28 protein-coding genes are annotated in these 18926 nt (G+C 62.0%); 17 read left to right on the top strand and 11 right to left on the bottom strand.

Annotated elements, in window-relative coordinates; translation table 11 throughout:
- Positions 1-11 precede the first annotated feature (11 nt).
- The 8 genes from RAD10_RS33705 to RAD10_RS33670 all read left to right on the top strand — a co-directional run bounded on the left by RAD10_RS33705 (position 12) and on the right by RAD10_RS33670 (position 3778).
- Positions 12-140, top strand: a complete 129-nt coding sequence (locus RAD10_RS33705) for a hypothetical protein (protein ID WP_461620796.1) — start codon at positions 12-14, stop codon at positions 138-140.
- A gap of 216 nt (positions 141-356) precedes the next feature.
- Complete coding sequence (locus tag RAD10_RS33700) at positions 357-761, top strand: MAPEG family protein (RefSeq protein ID WP_461620795.1); 405 nt, start codon at positions 357-359, stop codon at positions 759-761.
- Positions 762-981: 220 nt separating this feature from the next.
- Positions 982-1320 (top strand): hypothetical protein, encoded by a 339-nt coding sequence (locus RAD10_RS33695; protein ID WP_018319179.1) that lies wholly within the window; start codon positions 982-984, stop codon positions 1318-1320.
- A gap of 138 nt (positions 1321-1458) precedes the next feature.
- The gene (locus tag RAD10_RS33690) at positions 1459-1803 is read left to right on the top strand and encodes a DUF1236 domain-containing protein (protein ID WP_091965544.1); all 345 of its coding nucleotides are present in this window, start codon (positions 1459-1461) and stop codon (positions 1801-1803) included.
- A gap of 95 nt (positions 1804-1898) precedes the next feature.
- Positions 1899-2321: a hypothetical protein gene (locus RAD10_RS33685; RefSeq protein WP_461620794.1), complete on the top strand. Its 423-nt coding sequence runs from the start codon at positions 1899-1901 to the stop codon at positions 2319-2321.
- 157 nt (positions 2322-2478) lie between these two features.
- Positions 2479-2601, top strand: a complete 123-nt coding sequence (locus RAD10_RS33680) for a hypothetical protein (protein ID WP_461620793.1) — start codon at positions 2479-2481, stop codon at positions 2599-2601.
- 114 nt (positions 2602-2715) lie between these two features.
- The gene (locus RAD10_RS33675; RefSeq protein ID WP_461620792.1) at positions 2716-3228 is read left to right on the top strand and encodes a PRC-barrel domain-containing protein; all 513 of its coding nucleotides are present in this window, start codon (positions 2716-2718) and stop codon (positions 3226-3228) included.
- A 265-nt stretch (positions 3229-3493) separates the two neighbouring features.
- Entirely contained in the window at positions 3494-3778 is a 285-nt protein-coding gene (locus tag RAD10_RS33670) for a hypothetical protein (RefSeq protein ID WP_028142626.1), read from the top strand.
- A gap of 64 nt (positions 3779-3842) precedes the next feature.
- Here RAD10_RS33670 and RAD10_RS33665 read toward each other — a convergent pair whose 3' ends face one another.
- The 4 genes from RAD10_RS33665 to RAD10_RS33650 form a co-directional block, all read right to left on the bottom strand.
- Positions 3843-5129, bottom strand: coding sequence for an NRAMP family divalent metal transporter (locus RAD10_RS33665; RefSeq protein ID WP_461620791.1), 1287 nt, complete (start codon positions 5127-5129; stop codon positions 3843-3845).
- A gap of 246 nt (positions 5130-5375) precedes the next feature.
- Positions 5376-5561 carry a hypothetical protein gene (locus tag RAD10_RS33660; protein WP_020508701.1) on the bottom strand — a complete coding sequence of 62 codons (186 nt, stop codon included), beginning with the start codon at positions 5559-5561 and terminating at the stop codon, positions 5376-5378.
- Positions 5562-5797: 236 nt separating this feature from the next.
- Positions 5798-6424 (bottom strand): hypothetical protein, encoded by a 627-nt coding sequence (locus RAD10_RS33655; RefSeq protein WP_461620790.1) that lies wholly within the window; start codon positions 6422-6424, stop codon positions 5798-5800.
- A gap of 26 nt (positions 6425-6450) precedes the next feature.
- On the bottom strand, positions 6451-6771 hold the full coding sequence (locus RAD10_RS33650) for a hypothetical protein (protein ID WP_461620789.1): 321 nt from the start codon (positions 6769-6771) through the stop codon (positions 6451-6453).
- A gap of 281 nt (positions 6772-7052) precedes the next feature.
- Between RAD10_RS33650 and RAD10_RS33645 the strand changes: the two genes are divergently transcribed.
- On the top strand, positions 7053-7304 hold the full coding sequence (locus RAD10_RS33645; RefSeq protein ID WP_461620788.1) for a hypothetical protein: 252 nt from the start codon (positions 7053-7055) through the stop codon (positions 7302-7304).
- Between the two features lie 21 nt (positions 7305-7325).
- Here RAD10_RS33645 and RAD10_RS33640 read toward each other — a convergent pair whose 3' ends face one another.
- On the bottom strand, positions 7326-7520 hold the full coding sequence (locus tag RAD10_RS33640) for a hypothetical protein (RefSeq protein WP_461620787.1): 195 nt from the start codon (positions 7518-7520) through the stop codon (positions 7326-7328).
- A 127-nt stretch (positions 7521-7647) separates the two neighbouring features.
- Here RAD10_RS33640 and RAD10_RS33635 point away from each other — a divergent pair, with 127 nt between their 5' ends.
- The 3 genes from RAD10_RS33635 to RAD10_RS33625 all read left to right on the top strand — a co-directional run bounded on the left by RAD10_RS33635 (position 7648) and on the right by RAD10_RS33625 (position 9056).
- Positions 7648-7875: a hypothetical protein gene (locus tag RAD10_RS33635; protein ID WP_461620829.1), complete on the top strand. Its 228-nt coding sequence runs from the start codon at positions 7648-7650 to the stop codon at positions 7873-7875.
- 498 nt (positions 7876-8373) lie between these two features.
- The gene (locus tag RAD10_RS33630; RefSeq protein ID WP_018319193.1) at positions 8374-8622 is read left to right on the top strand and encodes a hypothetical protein; all 249 of its coding nucleotides are present in this window, start codon (positions 8374-8376) and stop codon (positions 8620-8622) included.
- Positions 8623-8786: 164 nt separating this feature from the next.
- Positions 8787-9056 (top strand): DUF6894 family protein, encoded by a 270-nt coding sequence (locus RAD10_RS33625; RefSeq protein ID WP_091965536.1) that lies wholly within the window; start codon positions 8787-8789, stop codon positions 9054-9056.
- On the opposite strand, the gene RAD10_RS33620 is transcribed toward RAD10_RS33625, so the two are convergent.
- Complete coding sequence (locus tag RAD10_RS33620) at positions 9050-9256, bottom strand: hypothetical protein (protein ID WP_461620786.1); 207 nt, start codon at positions 9254-9256, stop codon at positions 9050-9052. The genes RAD10_RS33625 and RAD10_RS33620 overlap by 7 nt on opposite strands.
- The gene (locus RAD10_RS33615; protein ID WP_461620785.1) at positions 9253-9453 is read right to left on the bottom strand and encodes a hypothetical protein; all 201 of its coding nucleotides are present in this window, start codon (positions 9451-9453) and stop codon (positions 9253-9255) included. The genes RAD10_RS33620 and RAD10_RS33615 overlap by 4 nt, the downstream gene beginning before the upstream one ends.
- Before the next feature lie 329 nt (positions 9454-9782).
- On the opposite strand from RAD10_RS33615, the gene RAD10_RS33610 reads away from it, so the two are divergent.
- Entirely contained in the window at positions 9783-9953 is a 171-nt protein-coding gene (locus RAD10_RS33610; protein ID WP_461620784.1) for a hypothetical protein, read from the top strand.
- Positions 9954-10095: 142 nt separating this feature from the next.
- The gene (locus RAD10_RS33605) at positions 10096-10323 is read left to right on the top strand and encodes a hypothetical protein (RefSeq protein ID WP_461620783.1); all 228 of its coding nucleotides are present in this window, start codon (positions 10096-10098) and stop codon (positions 10321-10323) included.
- 831 nt (positions 10324-11154) lie between these two features.
- Here the strand turns inward: RAD10_RS33605 and RAD10_RS33600 are convergent.
- The 3 genes from RAD10_RS33600 to RAD10_RS33590 all read right to left on the bottom strand — a co-directional run bounded on the left by RAD10_RS33600 (position 11155) and on the right by RAD10_RS33590 (position 13189).
- Positions 11155-11367 carry a hypothetical protein gene (locus RAD10_RS33600; protein ID WP_461620782.1) on the bottom strand — a complete coding sequence of 71 codons (213 nt, stop codon included), beginning with the start codon at positions 11365-11367 and terminating at the stop codon, positions 11155-11157.
- Positions 11368-12208: 841 nt separating this feature from the next.
- Complete coding sequence (locus RAD10_RS33595; protein WP_461620781.1) at positions 12209-12574, bottom strand: hypothetical protein; 366 nt, start codon at positions 12572-12574, stop codon at positions 12209-12211.
- A gap of 150 nt (positions 12575-12724) precedes the next feature.
- Positions 12725-13189, bottom strand: a complete 465-nt coding sequence (locus RAD10_RS33590) for a GNAT family N-acetyltransferase (RefSeq protein WP_461620780.1) — start codon at positions 13187-13189, stop codon at positions 12725-12727.
- A gap of 169 nt (positions 13190-13358) precedes the next feature.
- Between RAD10_RS33590 and RAD10_RS33585 the strand changes: the two genes are divergently transcribed.
- The 3 genes from RAD10_RS33585 to RAD10_RS33575 all read left to right on the top strand — a co-directional run bounded on the left by RAD10_RS33585 (position 13359) and on the right by RAD10_RS33575 (position 17037).
- Positions 13359-14138 (top strand): DUF4261 domain-containing protein, encoded by a 780-nt coding sequence (locus tag RAD10_RS33585; protein ID WP_461620779.1) that lies wholly within the window; start codon positions 13359-13361, stop codon positions 14136-14138.
- A 208-nt stretch (positions 14139-14346) separates the two neighbouring features.
- Complete coding sequence (locus RAD10_RS33580; protein WP_461620778.1) at positions 14347-14982, top strand: imm11 family protein; 636 nt, start codon at positions 14347-14349, stop codon at positions 14980-14982.
- Positions 14983-15390: 408 nt separating this feature from the next.
- Complete coding sequence (locus tag RAD10_RS33575; RefSeq protein WP_461620777.1) at positions 15391-17037, top strand: AHH domain-containing protein; 1647 nt, start codon at positions 15391-15393, stop codon at positions 17035-17037.
- Positions 17038-17190: 153 nt separating this feature from the next.
- Here the strand turns inward: RAD10_RS33575 and RAD10_RS33570 are convergent, their stop codons facing one another.
- Positions 17191-18723: an FAD-dependent monooxygenase gene (locus tag RAD10_RS33570; protein ID WP_461620776.1), complete on the bottom strand. Its 1533-nt coding sequence runs from the start codon at positions 18721-18723 to the stop codon at positions 17191-17193.
- Positions 18724-18926: the final 203 nt, after the last annotated feature.

The following is an 18926-nucleotide window of genomic DNA, read 5'->3' as shown; positions in this document are numbered from 1 at the left end:
ACCTGTGCCACATGGCCGCCCCCAAGAAAGGCGTGCCGGAGCAGTCGCTGCGCACCGACGACGAGGCTCGGCAGAGCGGTCTGCGCATTACCGAACAGTATGCAGCCGACCTTCGCCAGATCATCAGGAAGCTGGGGTAGAAGCTGAATTGAGCTATTGCCCTGAAGGGAGCGGACTTCAACTGGTCCGCGGCTGGCCCGTAGCGGCCCATGGTCGAACCCGCCGCGGAGTCTGCTTCCCAAAGATGACCCGAACCACATCGGACAAGTTGCCAAGAGCAGACTTTGACCCAGAGCGGAGATCACTGCTTTCAGCTAATGTAAAAGAGAGGGGAAGAATGACCTGGGAGGGGAAAAGTGTCCAATACCGGCTACGCGCTGACAGGTTTCATCTCGTGGGCGCTCTTGCTGCTGGTGCTCATGGAAAGCATCCGAGCTTATCTTGTGGTGACGGGTGATGTTGCAGCCAATGGCTTCACGCCGGACAATTCCGGACTGTCGCCGTTTATGCAGCGCCTCGCCCGTGCTCATGCCAACTGCGTCGAAGGTCTGCCGATCTTTGGCGGTCTATTGGCGATTGCGATCATGACATCAAGAACAGCGATTACGGATCCCTTGGCGCCTTGGTTTCTTGCCGCACGAATCGTGCAGTCGATTATCCATCTCCTTTCGAGCAGTCCTATCGCGGTCAGTCTGCGCTTCACGGCTTTCGCAGTCCAGATGGCGATAGGCGTCTATTGGTCGTGGAAGATGTTGGCCTAAAGGCTAGGGCACAAGCTGATATCGTAGATCGGGCAGGAACATTCCCACGCTTGCCAAGTTTTCCCGGTGCCCTTCCCAAAGGGTGACACGCATGGCCCCAGCTCCCAATCGCCCCCCGAGCTGGGGCCTTTTTCCATCGCGACCGGGGTGGCGACGCCGCCCGGAACTTTGCCGACATAAACCCGTTCCCGATGCGCGGGCGCGAACCTAGGCGGACACCATGAAATGGATGCTTGTGGTCCTCGTGGGTGGCGTCGCCCCCGTCAATACCGATCTCGTATTCGACAAGTTCAGTGACTGCCTGTCCGCCGAAGCGCAAATGCGACAGCACTACGCCGATGCGTTCGATGCCTGGGACCGTGTGGCCGCAGCAAGAATCGACCGGCGTAGCGACTACAGGAAGGCCCGCGATCTCGAGGCGAAAAGACTGCTGAGCAACGTAGGCACCTGTGTGCCACACGGCGGAGGAGATTCTGTTGCGCCGGCGGAGCAGCCCAAGCCGCCCGCCGCACCTTCGCAGCAACCCGCCGCGCCGCCGCCGCCGGCGGTGCGACCTTAGCGAACGCTGCCCGATTGCCTTCAGCCAAATTCGGGCCTGCGAGGTCGCAACGGATCGGGAAAAAGTGGCAATATCTTGGAACCTTGTGACCAATTCGCGGGTTCTCGCAGCGCCGCCTCCTGCGGTGAGGAGATACCCATGAAGAAGCTGATGCTGACGTGCGCGGCTGCTGCGCTGATCTCGAGCGGCGCGCTGGCGCAGTCGACCGTCGTCACCACCACCGGCACCGGCCATGCCGCCGCCGTGCAGATCGAGCCGGAATACCGCACGAAGATCCGTACCTACGTGACCGAACACAAGGTGCGCCCGGTGCAGACCCGAGAGAAAATCGTGGTCGGCCAGCCGGTGCCGCGCGAGGTCGAGCTCGAGGCCGTGCCCGCCGATTGGGGCCCCTCGCTCACCAGGTATCGTTACGTCTACTCGGGCGAACGCGTGATGCTGGTCGATCCGTCGACGCGCACGGTCGTCCAAGAGATCGACTAAGTCCCGGGAGGCGGGTCGCTGAGCAGGCGGCCCGCCTCCCGCAACCACGGCCCCGCCCAATACCTTCCCCTTATTCTTGCTCGCGAGCGGCTGTCATGCCGATCATTCGATACTTCGTCTTCGTCGGCGGGGTCCTGCTGGCCTTGCTGTTCGCTGCCGACCGGTACTTGCCGGCTCCGGGCGAGCCCGCAGCGACGGCAGATCCTGACAGAACCATCATCCGGATCGCATCGGCAAGGAAGCTGCCGGAGAAGATCGTATTCGATACGCGGCCGCGCGCCGATATGCCTGAGATCGCGCAGGCCGATCCGATTCCTGAAGAACCGCGGCTGCAAATGCGTGAAGCCATGGCCGCCATGCCTGCAGCACCGTCCGGCCAGATCAAGAAAGAACCGGCCCTCCGCGTCTCCGCAGTGGCCCGTACGCATCCGAAGCGCTCGGCCAAATCATCGAAAAGGGCACCCGAGCGACGGCTTGCCTTCGAGCGGCACGACCCGTCTTCCGGCGGATGGTGGTGAGCGGAAAACTTCGCAAGTGTTGTAAAGGAAAAGGCCGCGCCCGTTCGGAGCGCGGTCTTTTTTGCAGATGAGAAGAGCGCGAAAGCGATGCCGAAGAACTCGCCAGCTTCGGGATAGCCTACCAGCACCGGCTTCCCAAGGACGAATGTTGACGGACATGAAGATGCTCGTTGCCCGCGTGGCCCGCGGAAGCACAAGGCCGAGTTGGACGCTGCTGGCGATTTCCTTTCTCGTCTCGGCGGTCATCGTGATCGCCTTGCGCATCATGTTCGGGAGCTAGATCGGATCGCCGGGCTAGCGGCTCCGCTCCCTGAGTGCCCAACCGGGAACAAGTGGAATATCCAGGCGTTGGCGGCCAGGCATCCATCTGGATGCTGACTCACTGGAGGAGACGATGATGAAAACCACTTTCGCCGCAGCTCTGATCAGCAGCGCTCTGATTGGCGGCGCTGCGTTCGCGCAATCCACTCCGCCGGCTGATCGAGCGGCTCCGGCTGCTACCGCACAGCCGGCCGATAAGATGATGCTCAAGGACAATTGGCGCGCCTCGAAGCTCATGGGCCTGAACGTCTATAACGAAGCCAACGAGAAGCTCGGCGACATCAACGAACTGCTCGTCGACAAGAGCGGCAAGATCAACGCGGTGGTGATCGGCATCGGCGGCTTCCTGGGAATGGGCGAGCACGATATCGCCGTCTCGATGGACAAGCTGAAGTTCGTGGAAGAGCCTGTGCGGACCAGCTCGACCAGCACTTCGACCACGTCGCGCGAGACGACGACCGGCGCGGCTTCGACCAACGCCACGACCCGCAACACCAACGATTGGGTCCCCGATCACGCCGTCATGAGCGGAAACAAGGAGCAGCTGAAGGCGCTCCCGCAGTTCAAATATTCGGACTACAACTGACAGGACGCAACGTTATCGAGTTCGAGGGCCTCCATTTGGAGGCCCTTTTCATGCCGACCCACACCGGAGCCGCTTGCAGCGGCGCTTCACAATCAGCCACGTGAAGCTATTCACTCGGTTCGGCAATGCGGTGCCGGGCCGGGTCGATTTCCCGACCGCAGGATCGTGGCCTCTGCAGGCTGGAACCGCCCGCCCCGAAGGATGTGGGGAACCGGAAGGGGCGCCATTGAATTAACCCTGCATGAGGACAACAGCGGATCTTTCGATGACAAATACTCGTTTCGCGAGCTCCATCTCTGCCGCCCTCCGCCATCCCGGTGTGATCGCGCTGATCGTGGCTGGCGTGACGATTGCGGCAATGCTGATTGTCGATCACGGCCCCTGGAGCCGCGCCAAGACCCAGCCGGCCCATATTGCGATGTATGCGACCACGGGGGAAGCGGCACGGGCCGCCGGTGCCGCGGTGCTCCCGACCAACCCGAAATCACCGATCGAGCCGTCACGGCCGGGACCCAAGACGTCGCCGACCGTCAACCCCGTGACGCCGTAGCTTCGCTGCTCACGATGAGTGGAGCCGCCTCGCAGATCTCGGCGGCGTTGTCGCCGCTCTGACCTCAGCCGATCACCGACGAGCCGAGCAAAGCGAGGACGGCCAGCGCCATCAGCGCGGTGCCGAGCCAGCCCAGCGCGATCAGCCATGACCGCGCCCTGAAGCGGCCCATGATCGCGCGGCTCGAGACGATCAGCATCATCATCGCCATGATGGGCACGGCGACGATGCCATTGAGCACCGCGCTCCACACCAGCATGTGGATGGAGTCTATGCCCGTGAAGCCGAGGCCGAAGCCGATGATGGTTGCCGCGGCGATGATGGTGTAGAAGCCGGCGGCGTCGTCGGGCTTGGCCTCCAGCGTGGCTCGCCAGCCGAAGATCTCCGCGACGCCGTAGGCGGCCGAGCCTGCCAGCACCGGGATCGCGAGCAGGCCCGTGCCGATGATGCCGATCGCAAACAGCGCGAAGGTGAAATCGCCGGCCAGCGGCCGCAGCGCTTCGGCCGCCTCCGTCGCCGAATTGATCCTGGTGATGCCGTTGGCGTGCAGGACCGATGCGGTGGTGAGAATGATGAAGAAGGCGATGCCGTTGGACAGCAGCATGCCGGAGATGGTGTCCGTCTTGATGCGATCGAGCTCGTGGGTGCCGCCGCGCTTCAGCTCGCGCAGCGGCTTGTCGCGCTCGCCCTGGTTCATCTCCTCGACCTCCTGCGAGGCCTGCCAGAAGAACAGATAGGGGCTGATGGTGGTGCCGAGCACGGCGACGACCATCAGAAAATAATCGCCGGTGACGTTCGCCTCGGGCCACACCGCGGCGAGCAGCGCCGTGCTCCACGGGATCTTGACGGTGAAGGCGGTCGCGACATAGGCGAACAGCGTCAAGGTGAGGAATTTCAGCACCGGCGAATAGCGGCGATAGGGCAGGAATACCTGGAGCAGCGTCGAGCCCGCCGCGAAGATCAGCGCGTGCTCGTGGTTGAGGCCGCCGATGACCAGCGAAAGCGCCTCGGCCATCGCGGCGATGTCGGCGGCGATGTTGAACGTGTTGGCGGCAACGAGCATGGCGACCAGGCTCAGCACCGCCCAACGTGGCGCGAGCTTCATGACGTTGGCGGCAAGTCCCTTGCCGGTGACCCGGCCGATCTGCGCGCTGACGAGCTGGATGGCGATCATGAACGGTGTGGTCAGAAATACCGTCCACAGCAGCCCGTAGCCGAATTGCGCGCCGGCTTGCGAATAAGTGGCGATGCCCGAGGGATCGTCGTCGGCAGCTCCGGTGATGAGGCCCGGCCCCAGCCTTTGCAGCAACGTCGGCGCGGATTTCGTCGGCGTGACAGCGCTGTCGCTCATGAAGGGGACCTCGTCGGGGCAGATGCTTTCACAGCAAATGCCAATCGGGGAACGAAAGTTCCTCGCCGCGCCGGCGTCAATTCAATTTCTGATAATGCTAAATCGACTTGACTGTCGGGCAAAACAGGTGTAGATTGCCATCATCGCAAAAATTCCCGCAGCCCAAATTCTCGCAAGCTCAGTCGGCGAGGCCGCTTGCGTCGGCGGCGGGACTTTGAACGTTGGGGATGAAGGACGTCAGCCGCGCTACTTGACGCTGACGAACATGCCCCAGGCGGCGGCCAGCGCCGCGCCGGAAAAGACGATCAGCGGGTTATCGCAGAATGCGCCGCCATAGCTGCACATGGTGACGCCGAACGAGCCGATCTCGTGATGGCTCGCGGAGTAGAACAGTCCCGACAGCACCAGCAATGCAGCGGCGACGTAGTACATGGCAATCTCTCCGACGCTTTCCCGATTGCATTCGCGCAAGCACATGTCCCAGCATGGCGCGAAGAGATTGCATTTCGCCAAATCCGCTTTGCTGCATTTGAGTTAAAGTTTGATCTGTCGGGCAAAGCATCCGCAGGATGAGAGCATCGGGACGCGATAGCGCTGCGCTGATGGCGCATTCCCATCAAAAAAAGGCCCCGCGTCGCGGGGCCTTCGTCGTGTCGGTGTGGGATGGCCTATCGCCGCGTGCCCACGCCGTAGAGCTCGCGCTCGCGGCCGATGTCCTCGGGAGACAAGGGCGGGCTTGCGGCATCGAAGTCGGTCCAGCCGGCTTTCTGCCAGGCCGCGCTGCGATTCTGCAGGTTCACTGACTTCTCGTGGAGAAGCGCATCGAGGCGTGAGCGGTCCTGGTCGGGCACCCTGGCCGACACCAGCGTGCCGCCGCGGCGAATGCCCTCGGCATAACGCGAGGCATCTTCCCTGGAGACGCCGGCCTGCGTCAGGGCGCCGACGATGCCGCCTGTGGCCGCGCCGGCGGCCGCGCCGACGGCGGTCGAGGCGAGCCAGCCCGCCGCGACGACCGGCCCGAGGCCGGGGATTGCCAGCAGGCCGAGGCCGGCGAGCAGGCCGGCTGCGCCGCCGATGCCGGCGCCGATGCCGGCTCCGGTCCCGGCGCCTTCAGCGCGATCGTCGACGCCGTCGCGATCGCGGTCGACCTTGCCGGACCGCGAGCCGTACCAATTGTCCGAATTGTTGGCGACGATGCTGATATCGGAATGCGGCACACCGGCGCCTTCGAGCCGGGTCACGGCACGTTCGGCATCGGAGTAATTGTCGTAAAGACGTGAGATGGTGACGGTCATTGTTCGGTATCCTCGCGATTTGCTTGTTACTTGGTGGGGTTCACGTTGCCCTGGAAGTCGACGCTGACGTCGCTCTTGCTGCCGGCCTTGTCGGCCTTGCCGCGCCAGACGCCCTCGTTGTCCTTGTGCAGGCCGGAGACGTTGGAATAACCGGCACCCTCGATCCGCGATTTGGCCTGCCCCTCGGTGAAGCTGTTGCGACCGGCGACCGGCTTGTTCGAGTTGTTCTGGTCCGAGCTGTTGACGGCGTTGTTGCCCGGCCCGCTCTGGGCAGGCTGCGATTGCGCGCTGGCGGGCACCGCTCCGAGCAGCAGCATGGTCGTGGCAAGTAGAGTAAGTCGTCGCATTTTTTTGTCCTCGAGCAGGTGAATGTGCCGGCGACAACAGGCGAGATTCGAATTGGTTGCTTCCGTTTGAAGATGCCGAGTGCCGCAGTCTGTCGCGCGCGAAACGCGCGTGTGCATCGAACCAGTTTAGGAACGTCTGCCGGTTTGTCCCGTTTATGCGCGCCCTGCGGATGCCGTTGGCAGATTTATTTCAGCCGACGCATCAACTGATACGGCACGAAGGCGTGAGGGGCGGATGATTAACTGGTTTTCGCCTTCGGAACTTCAACTGCTCCGGTCCATTGTCGCCGGAAATCGAGACGGCTCCCATCATGCAATCTGGCTACCCGCTGTTGAAGAAGTGGACTGCGCAAGACCACGAGCGATTGAAGGCATTGGCCGAAGCGGGCCGGCGGCCGGACGAGATTGCAAGCGAGCTCAATCGAAGCGAAGCGGCGGTGAGAGTGCGCGCCTGGCAGCACGGCATCGCCTTGCGGCTCGTCATTCAGAGGCGCAAGCCGCTGAAAACGGCTGGTTCGAAGGCCCGCATGTGAGCGAGGCGGAAAGCGGCCGCGTCACTTCGACGATTGTGCGTCGGCTTGCGTCCTGGCCGGCTCCCAGGGTGCGGGAAGGATGACGCGGATCGGACGAGCCTCAGCGGAGCCTTGACCAGCAGGCCGGGCTTGCTCCTTGGCGGGATCCGCCAGCGCCACGGACAGCAGTGCGATCAGCATGGCCAGCGAGGTCGTCACAAGTCTCACATCCAGCATCGAAGCCTCCAGTTTCCGCGTCAACGCAGGCAGCGGGACTTGGTTCGGGCGAGATCGGGAACAAGTGGTAATTTTGTAGGTTTGAAGAAGACAGGTCCGGATGACCGGACTGCTGGAGGAGGACACGATGAACATCAAGACCATCATTGCCGCTGCCGTGTTGACGTCATTCGCGGCTCCCGCATTCGCGCAGTCGTTCTACGTGGTGCAGGACGTCAAGACCAAGAAGTGCACGATCACCGAGGCGAAGCCGACGAGCACGGAAACCACGGTCGTCAGCGGTGACACCGTGTACAAGACCAGGACTGAAGCCGAGGCCGGCATGAAGACCGTCAAGGTCTGCACGTCGAACTGAGGAGAAGGACAGATGCCTGTACTTTTGCTTTGGGCCGTCCCGGCCGTGATCGTGATCGGTGGCGGCGTTTATCTGATTGGCCACATGCACTGAGAATAGATGCCGAAGGTGTCTGGCGCGCCCACGGCCCCCCTTGCTGAGGTTGCGCAAGCGTCAAGCAGAAGCCCGCGTGGAGCGATCCGCGCGGGCTGATCGTATGTGACGCCTCGTCCGCTTGCCGCGCAGATGAGCTCGCGGTGACCATGTTCAGTTGTGGACACAAGCAGGCGGCGCCCGAGCCGCCCGTCCGACGAAACACGGCTGAAACATTGCTGAAACCAGATCGTCCTGAACTCCGCGCCCGCTCGTCCCGACCAACGGAGCGAAGAGGAGAGACAATCATGATCCAGATCGGTTCGAAGGAAGAAGTCGCGTTCCTGCTGGCGCTGTTCGGCACCCACACCCAGCCGGTGCAGCGGCCGAAGCCGAAATCGCAGCAAAGGTAAAGAGGCTGAACCCATGCCAGGTTTGGCCGAATGCCAGAGCCTGCTCAGGCTCCTGATCGCCAGGGGCGATCCCAAGGCCATCCCGCTCGCCAAAGGCGCCATCGATCAGTATCTGAACACGGCGCCGCTCAGCGCCCGCGGGCGCGGCCTGCGCGTGCTCCAGCGCGACGCACTCGACCAGCACGATGTGGCGGTCGGCGTGCAGCGCTCGTTCGCCGAGACGGTGGACGCCTATATCGAGCACAAGCTTGCGGAGGAGTAGGGGACTGCGCAAGCAGGCGCGGTCCGGTCCTGCCGGATCGATCCCGCCTCACTTGGCAGCGTCCCTTAGCGGTGTTCCCGGAACCCCTTGATCCCAAGCGAATTTTTCGTAGCATTTGGAAACCTTTGCCCGTCTCGGGCCTAATACGGCAAAGGGATGCAACGATGCCGCGTTACTACTTCGACCTTCGTGACCACCAGGGAATTGCGCTCGACGAGGAAGGGCTGGAATTGGCCAGCCCGCGCGCTGTTCGGGCCGAGGCCGCCAAGTCGCTTGCCGACATGGCACGCGATGCGGTTCTTTCCGCGCCGCCCACGGGCGGCAGGCAGACGATGGCGATCGACGTTCGCGACGCTAGCGGTCCCGTCATGCAGCTGACATTCTGGTTCGAGATCGAGACTCCGGCGTCGCGACCGCAATCACACGATCATTGACGCGTCAACGATCTCGGCGGCGACTGCTCGGGATCCAGCACGGCGATCTTCCGGCCGAGCTGCCACACCTCGACCTTGCCATGGCGGGTGTACTGTCGTGCGAAGCTGAGAGCGGAGGAATCCGACGGGGCCTCGAACGCTTCGGCGGAGCGGAAGACGCCGTTCTCGCCGACGAGGTAAGCGCGATATTGCTGCATCATGTCGGTGCCCTCAGGCCGGGGGAGCGCAGCCAGGCCTCGATCTGCATGGCCGTCTCGTCCTGCCGCGCCCGGCGCAGCAGCAGCTCGCGGCGACGTCCCGGCGAGAGCGCGCGTGCTTCCTCGCGACAGCGCGTGGCTTCGTCGGCGAGTCTTTCGGTGAGAGTCCTGGTCTGTTTGAAACGACGCCGCGTCAGCATGGCGCTTCTCCCTGTTCGAGGAGGCGGGAGCGCAAACGGCGTTCTCATCACCGATAAATGCCACGAGCCTTGCGGTGATGCTTTAACCGTACGCCGCAGGCGGCGCCGAGTCTGTATCATTTGGTATGTCCGCAAATTAAATTTTCGGGTGCAAATTCAGCCCTTTGAGCCACTTACTCATCTTGAGTGCGACACGAGAGCTAAGTTCACTTTTGTACCAAAGCCACCTCTGGTCGTCGCAAGATATCACCGGCCAAGGCTTTGTCCGTGGGCGTCGGTGGCTGAGAGACCCAGCGTGCTCCCGCCTGCAAAGCGAAGGGAGCACACCGATGCCGGTGTATCGGCCGTTGCCTGCCGATCATGCGCAGGCAGAACACATGCAAGAGCTTTTGCGCCAGGCCCGCGAGCTGCTGAACCAGCCGCCGCCCGATACGTTTCTGGGACGCAAGACAAGGGAGGCGCCTCCGAAAGAGCGGAAGCCGGACGCGGATGCCGGCTGACGCGTGGGTGCTGGCCGAATCCGGCCATTGATGCCCGCTTTCTGTTTGCACTGCGGGATCTCCCCGAGTGTCCTAAGCTGAATTTAGGTGTGTCCTAATTGGATTTTCGGGCGCCATAATGGGTCCGGAGCTAAAAGCCAAAATGGCCATCTACCGCCTGTTACAGAACTCTCCGTTGGGCCCGGAGGAAATAACGATATTGACGGACGCCTACGAGCGCACTTTGCACGCGCTTTGTCTGGTTGACCGCAACGACCCAATCACGGACCTGATCGCAAAAAAGATCATAGAGCTGGAGCGGCGCGGCGTTCGCGAGGCGAAGCAGTTGTCCGATCTGGCCATAAAAGAGCTTGGCGTAAGTCCGCCATAGTTGGCCGCCGTAGCTTATTTGAATCCAACTTTGGAACCGACAGCAGTTATCTGCATATTAGCATATTGGATGGGCAGTCCCGTTGACGGATTAGGAACCCGTGTTCGGAGGTTGAGTGATGAGTGAGCGGCGTCGGTTCAAACAGACAGCCACCCTGGAGGTCCGTCTTGCCGAACAAGCGACTCGCCTACGTGCTAAAGCCGCATTGCTTCCACCTGGGGCGACTCGTGAGGAGCTGCTACGAAAGGCCCGACAGGCCGAGACAGGCTCGCACATGAGCGAATGGCTGCGGTCGCCCGGCTTGCAGCCGCCGAAGCAGTTTTGATTTTACCTCAATGGTCGCCGAGGCGTGGCGTCCGCGCGCCGGCTCAGGCGCGAAGCGCAAGGTGCAGGATTTTGGTTGAAGGCGCTCGCTGGTCATCGGCGAACGCCTCGCACCGCCAGCGGCAGTGTGGAACGCTTTGCCAATTGCCAGGTTTTCCCGATGCCCTTCCCCAAGGGCTTACCCCGCTTGGCCCCAGTTCCCCGCCCCGTTGCCAAAGGAGCTGGGGCCTTTTTCGCGCCTCGACCCAAACCACCACTGGGAAATTCGAACCAGCCGCTAGGGTTCGAAACGCGCCAGCGCGGGCGCCTGATTTAGCCACAGGAGGGCGAGCACCCCGACGATGGCCAAACCAGCCTGTGTGTGTGTTCAGGATTGCCTCGGATAGCACTGACAGGTCCGGCAACGAGTATCGCTAGCCGTACAAGCGAAACGATAAAGGAGGTGAATTGCCAATCCACGCGGCGCCTGGCTGCATTTGTCTCTTTGCGGAGGTCGCGCGCGTCGGCTCAACGGCCGCTATCGCTCTTGCCGTTGGGGCTGCCATCATCGCCGCCGTTGCCCCAGCCATTGTTGCCGCGGACCGGCCTGCCACCAGATTGCGCAATTGCATTGGAGGTGAGGGAGGTCGAGAGCAACAGTGTGATGGTAGGCGGCGTCACGGCGGCGAACTTTCCACACGTCTTGAGGAATTCGCGGCGGTCGTCGTCTTGATCTGGCATGGCAAGGTCCTCCCGGATGCAGCAAAAAGGAATTAACGCTTTAAATAGAATTAAATCAAATTAAAAATATCAAGTTGGAGCGGCGCTCCGGGCTCCATTTCCTCCCGGTTTTTTCCGAGGCGGCATCTTCCACGCATTCGGTCACCACGCCTCCGCGCGCGAGCGGTATTCTTCAGCGAGCCTGCGGCAATCGGCAGCGTCAAGAAACTTCGCTGGCTCTATTCGCTGACCTCCACTCCCGTCAGGCGAGGAGTTGCTTAAGTCCGTCTTCAATCGTTCGCAGATCGTCGTGAAGAGCATGGCGGGCGTCGTGGTTCGGCGAGTTATGGAGGTCATCAAGCAGCTTGCGCCGGAGTTCTCTCATCTCCTCGAGCGCTCGCCGATTCTTCAAGCGCACGTAAATGGACACGAGCGATTCGAGGGAAGATCGCACTATAGTGACTCCAAAGGCGCAGGCGCCCTTTAGGCCAACACCGCTGGAGGTTCGACTGTTCCTATCGCTGGCCTGGCGTGCCTCGCAGCGGACACAGAAAGAACCTCTCTGTCCGCTCCTTCAGGAGCGTCACAACTTCTGCGCGACTTCATGATGATCTCGCGGAGGTCTGCGGCGTACTCCCTGATGACGCGCCGCGGCTCGTCCAAGCGCTGGCAGTTAGCGCGCCAGTTCGGACGGGCTCGGGGCCGGCCGCCCATAGTCCTTTGCCCGTTTGGCGGCCAGCTTCCGATACGCCAGCGCCTGTGCAAGCAGTTGATCTTTGAAGCCCGCATCGCGTTCGGTCGCTGCCAAACGTTCAAGCTGAACAGCTCGCTCCCGCAGGGGCTGCCGTCATTCCCTTCAGGTCTAGACATCAGAGGCAGGTCGTTGCTGCCGCGAAGGGAGCTGACGATGCGGGTTGTCAGAAGTTCGGGAAAATGTGGCATCGGTCGGAACATCCGACAAGTTGGCTGAGTTAAAAATCATGCTGCGTGCTTCGGCTCTGCAGACATGCAATCGCAACACACTCGCGCCGAAGTCGTGATGGACCAGACTGCAGTATTTGACGAGCTGAGGCGGATCGAGAGCGATGTGGTCGAGGGTGAACGGCGGCTTGCCGAGCAAGAGGCTCTGATTGTTGATTTGAAGCGCCAGGGCCAGGACACAGCCAAAGCCGAAGCCGAACTTGAGAGGATGCGCCAAGATCAGCGAAGTCGCGATCAGGATCGACAACGTCTCCTCTCGCGGCTGCAACCCTGAACGTCTTCGAGCAAGGAATCTTCCCAAGGAAACTTCCCAAGGAAACTTCCCAAGGAAACTTCCCAAGGAAACCTCCCAAGAAAACTTCGCCGGCCACTCCCGGCGTGGCGTCCGCGCGCGGGCTCAGGCGCGAAGCGCAAGGTGCAGGAATTGGTTGAAGGCGCTCGCCTGGTAATCGGCGAACGCCTCGCCGTTGACGAAGCCGCGCTTGCGGTACAGCGCCAGCGCCGGCTCGAACGCCGGGCCGCTTCCGGTCTCCAGGCTCAGCCGGGTCAACCCGCGCGCCTTCGCCTCGCGCACGATGTGGTCCAGCAGCAGCGCCGCGACGCCGCGGCGCAGATGATCGGGGTGGGTCCGCATCGACTTCACCTCGGCGCCGCCGTCCTCCAGCTCTTTCAGCGCGCCGATGCCGATGACGTCGTCGCCCTCGCGCACCGACCACACGGTGACCCCGGACACCTGCAGCCCGGACAGGTCGAGCGCGAACACGTGGCCCGGCGGCGAGCTCGCATGCATGCCGGCGAGATGAAGCGCGAGCAGGCGGCGGGTCGGTTCAGAGGTGAGATCGTCGGGGTGGATTGAGAACATGGGGGACCGTTTGGGACCTGTGTCGGCACTCGGATTGCGGCCGCATAATATGACGCAAAGAAACGCTGGTTGACAATGTTCCCGTTTTGTTCTAGGTTGGGAAACACTTCAACTGTTGGGCGAGCAGGGCAGAGGATCGTGTCTCGTCCCAAAATTCCACGGGCAGTCGATGAGTAGCTTCCTTCTCGCTTTTGTCTTATTGGATCATCCGGTGACGCCGGACATGTCTGCGGTTGCTGAGGTCCTTCACGCCCGACATCCGGAGTTGGCAACGGAGACGATGGATGACGGGCGTGCACCGCAGGCTCGAGCAAACTCGCCGCTCATTCGTTGCGGCAACGAGCTTGTCGCCGTCATGTCGATGCCGCCACCCATCCCGGACGATCAGGGACCGTGGGCACGCGCCGCCACGACGTGGCCGGAGAGCAAGGCGGTGGCCGCCCGGCATCGAGGTCATATGATCGTATCGATGCTCGGTAAGAGCGAACAGCCGCTGGTCGCCGCGCGGATCACGACCGCGGTCATCGGCGCGTTGATTGCGACGATGCCTGAGTGTTGCGGCGTGGTGTGGGCGGGCCGGGTCGCGCGGCCTGCCGATCTCTGGCTCGAAATGTCCCGCGATTCGTTCGCATCGTTTCCCGACTACCCCTTCAGGCTATGGGTCGACATTCTTCCGTTCCGATCAGGCGCCAAGATCGGAGCGGTCACGATGGGACTCTCCGCCTTCGTCGGTCGTGAGATCGAGTTCGTGACTGGCAAGCTCACGCTTTCGGCGTTGTTCGACAAGGTGGCTGGCCTTGCCGTCTATCTGATCGAGCATGGCAGCGTGGTGAAGGACGGCGACACGATCGGGGCAAGCGCGAGCGAGCGTATCCAGGTTCGTCACAAGAACTCCGATGCGTTTGGCGGACTGCCGGTGTTTTACTGTGTGGATGAGTTCAAACACTGATGTCGATGAGCGACTTACGATCGGTATTTGCCGCCAGATTCATTGCTCGATATCGATCGTTTGACACGTCGGGCAAAACACCGGCAGAATGGCATCATCGAAACAGTCCGATCAAGCTCGCGGGAAGCCGCGGGCTCTTTTTGTTGAGCGGTCGATCGTGGTCTCCACCGCGCGTCATTGCAGGCACGCTGTTCAATGGGTCCAAGTCATGAGTGACGATAAAGCAATTTCTGCTGCAAAGCGGCCTAGAGCGCGAAAACGCCGCTTCTACGAAATGGGTCCCGATTTTAACGGAGGGCGGCCGGGCTTTTGGGTTGCGGACGAGAGCGTCCTTCCTCCCCACAGAGTATATCGTCTGCCCGCTTCTACGCCGCCCGTGCCTTACATGTTTGATAAATCCGATGGCAGTCTGCCCTATGACCTGGAGCTCTGCTTTCGCTGGTGGCTCATTTCGGACCGGACAAAGGCTGTCTTCGAGCGAGTTGATCCGGAGGCTTTTGTGTTTGTGCGGTGCGACGTGCGAGTGCCGCAAGGTCGCTATCATGGACCGGACTATTGGCTCTGCGATGTTGTTCGCGTCCTCGACGCGCTGGACGAAACGGAGTCCTGCTTGCGCATCGGAGTCCGGGACGATGTTCGCTACATAGACCACGGTCAGAAATACTACGGGTTCACTCCCGGCTACAAACTGATCTTCAGAGAGGCCGCGATCGGTAACGCGCACATCTTCCGCATGGCCTACGACGAAGCGACTGTCATATGCGATCAAGAGTTCAAGGACGCTTGCAAGTCGGCGGGGCTGAAGAGAATTCGGTTTCGCGATCGCTCAAAAACCCGATATTGATTCGCGCCATCCTGAGAAATGAAGTCTGTTCGCTGGTGGGCGGCATTGCATACTCGGAACAGGTGAGAAACGCCGGCCGCCTTGGCTTCAACGATGACCAGTGGCTTGGCAATTTTTGCTAGCGGACAAGGGGCGCCCGCGCGCAGATGGCGGCGGGGCGTGCCCATACTTCTTCCCGATAAAATAGAACCCAATAAAGCCCACGCTCTGGGGCCGGTATTCAATTCGCGCTCCATGGGCTTCGACTGCGGGCGGTCTGATCAAGCGATCGCCTGCACGCCATAGCACTTCAGGAATATTGCAACCTTGTTTGACGAACGCGCGGGCGTTCCCGCCGCGGCCGCGCTTGCGCGCCTAATCCACTCACCTTGCCAACTCCCATACTCAATGAAACCCTTGTGAGGGTGCATGTCGATTTTTTTCGATCACCACATCATTCCAGAGCGCTTTAGAGGTCACCCCGCGTTTCGCGGTATCGACAAGAAGACGTTCGATATCGATGCGCCCGCAAACCGAATCTATTTGCCGGCAAATCGAGAGCTCGCCGCAAAGTTGGAGGTGTCGCCCCATCCGAGCAGACACGTGGAGCCGTATGGCGACTTCATTTGTAAGAGGCTCAAGGAGATCGCAACGATCGAGAGTCCAGACGAGCGACTTGTGGAGATCAAGACTCTTATCGATGCTATGCGCGTTGGCTTCCTTAACGGCCATCTCTACACCAATGTGCCTATCGGTAAAACACAAGAGGAAGTCTACCAAGGGATCGAGAAAGTTTTGACGGACCCCAAGGCTTACCGCGGTCAATACCCGGATCAATTGAGGACCATCAGAGATGTTGAGCGAAGGGGAGCGGACGCCGGTCAGGACCACCTGATCAAATGGCTGCTCTACCTGGACGATCCGGAGCGGCAGAGACTGATAGATGAGGCAATTGCTCGCAATCCTGACGTCAACCTCACCGCTGGCAATCGCGACCTGGGCGGTACGAATTGGTCCAAGTTCGAAGCGTCAGATCCCTCTTCGGACATTTTTCGTGTACCCGGCTCAACATCAGCCAACCCGAGCGACTTTCCGCCGCTGCCGGGGTCCAGCTCACCTCCGCTTGCCGGTCTGAACAAACAGGAAGGGTTTGCGCGAAGTGATCCCCGCTTCACACGTGCGCTGCCACCGTTTCCTACGCTCGATCCCAATGAACAACGGATCGGTCAATTGCCTCCGACAACGGCCGCTCCATCGGATCCGCTGGTGCTGCAATCCGATCCGCACTCCGGAATAACGTATCCATACTACGAGAATCCGTTGGCCGGAGGCACATCTCCGGAGCGCGGTGTTCTTCCTTGGTTGGCCGGAGGGGCCGCCGTCGGCTTAGCGGCTCCCTCTGTCCTTCCCTGGCTGCTCGGTATTGGAGGCATTTTGGCGTTTACGCGAGCTGCCAACGCGGAGGAAAATAGTTCCGGCACGACGATGGGCGCCGCCGCTCTTAGCGGAGGAGTGTTCTCGACAGGAGCGCCGCCGCTCAACATCATCGGCAATGGACTTAACGTCGACAACGCGGCCAGCAGCAGCGGCTCTTCGGCTTCATCGACGTTTGGGCGGCAGGTGGGCGGAGCTTCCTCCACCGATCCAGAGACCTGCGCCAGCACTTTTGCAGATCGCTTTGGCAACTGGGCCAACACGCCAGACGGCACTGTACCTGCCGAGCCGGCAAACGTGGATAGATTGCCAGACGCTCCTCCAGGCGGATCGGTCGCGCCCGAAAACGTTCGGCGCCTCGCCCGCGTCAACGAGTCCAACGCGGGCAGCGTGTTCACATCCGGCAGCGCGCCGGTCCCGTATCCGCCTTCCACGGAATTCAACGAGCGATTTGGCAATTGGACCGTGCCGACGGCTGGCAACGGGCAACTGCAGCCCAGCAAGCCGGTCGGTCTCTTCGCCGACGAGCCGAGCTACGTTATCCCACCCTCGATCTTCGGAGTGGACGGTCCAGGCAACCCGCATAGTGACGCTGAGGAGTGGTTTTCGCGGTGGATACGGCCGTTGCTTCGACCAGAGTGAAGGTTGAGGTTGCGGAGCGGTGAGTATCCCGTCGGATCGTTCGTTTGACACGTCGGGCAAAACAACGGCAGAATAGCATCATCGGAAGAGTTCGGATCGAGCCCGCGGGATGCCGCGAGCTTTCTTTATTTCGAGCAGTTGCCACGTCGTGCGCTACGCAGCAGTCGGTCCGAACCACCTCCTCACCGCCTCCTCAAGTCCGTGCTGGCTCTCATCTCCCACCCAGGCGACGTGCCCGTCGGGCCGCACCAGCACGGCGCCGGGTGCGGTGACCTGGCCGATCACCGGAAGCTCCCACACGCCATCGGTGCCGGCGTCGACGACATTGATGCGATCCACCCAGGGCGTTGCGGGCACGCCGCCTCGCTTGCCGAAATTGAGCAGCACGCCCCGCGCTCCGTGCAGCAGCGAGAATAATCTCAGCTTCCGTCCTTCGACCGTCAGCTCGAGATCCGGCATGCGCCGCCCCAGCAGCGCGTGGCCTTCGCCGAGATCGTAAGCGATGTCGAGCCCGCTCATCATCGCGCCAAAACGTTTGCGCGGCTCGTCCATGCCGAGCAGTTCGGAGACGGTGTCGCGCGCGGCCTTGAGGCCATCGTCGCCGCGGCGGAGCAGGGCGATCTGCGCCATGGTGTTTTTCAGCACGCGCGCGCCGACGGGATGGCGCTCGGCGTGGTAGCTGTCGAGCAGGCTGTCCGGCGAGATGCGATGCACCACCTGCGCCAGCTTCCAGCCGAGATTGACGGCGTCCTGCACGCCAATGTTGAGGCCTTGCCCGCCGACGGAGTGATGGATATGCGCGGCATCGCCGGCGAGCAGCACGCGTCCTTTGCGATAGGTCGTGGCCTGCCGTGCCGCATCGGTGAAATGGGAGATCCAGGCGGGATTTTGCAGTCCGAAATCGGTGCCGTAGACCGCGACGAGCGCATCGCTGAGATCGCGCAAGGAGGGCTCGCCGGTGCGCGCGAGCGTTGCTTCCGTCACGACGACCAGCACGCGGCCGCTCTCGGTCTTGCTGAGGCCGTGAAAACCGAGCGCATCGTGACGCAGGCCGAATTCCGGCGCCTCGCGCATCTCGACCTCGGCCATGAGATTGCTGAGCGTCGGTGAGGTGCCGGCAAAATCGATGCCGGCGGCCTTGCGCACCAGGCTGCGACCGCCGTCGCAGCCGACGAGATAGTCTGCGCGCAAGGTCTCGCCGCTGGAGAGCGTCACGTCGATGCCGGTTTCGTCCTGTGCGAAGCCCGTGAGCTCGACATTGCGATAGACCGGCACTCCGAGTTCTTCGACCCAGTCCGCCAGGATGCGCTCGATGTGGGTCTGCCGTAGCGCGAGCCCGTAAGCGTGCCTTGTGGGGAGATCGCTGATGTCGAGCCGCGTCCAGGCAAAGCCCGCGAGCTGGACGATCTGTCCCTCGCGCAGGAAGCGATCCGCAACGCCGCGCTGATCGAGCAGCTCGATGCTGCGGGCATGCAACCCGCCGGCGCGCGTGCCGACGAGATCCTGGTTCGCCCGCCGCTCGAGGATGGCGACATCGACCTTTGCGAGCGCGAGCTCCGCAGCCAGCATCAGCCCGGTCGGGCCGCCGCCGGCGATCACCACGGCATGGTCCGGCGGCATCTGGTTCCGCGCGTCGGCTCCCTGTCGCTGACGGCGTGAACGGGACGTCGGAAGCAGTACAGGCATGTCGTGCCCCTCGGCTGGTTGCTTTGGATGTTTCCTGGGTCGGGGGTTCTACGGCAGAGGCGGGGACTTGAAGCAAGTCCGTTGCGCACCACATATTGAGTTGGGAGGAGGGACTTCCTCCTCCGCGCTCGCCGCGTTGACACGTCGGGCAAAACACCGACATAAAGGCATCATCGAAAGAGTTCGGTTCAGCCCGCGCGGAG

It is taken from the genome of Bradyrhizobium sp. 23AC (assembly GCF_054863025.1).
This window is presented reverse-complemented; position numbering and strand designations above follow the sequence as displayed.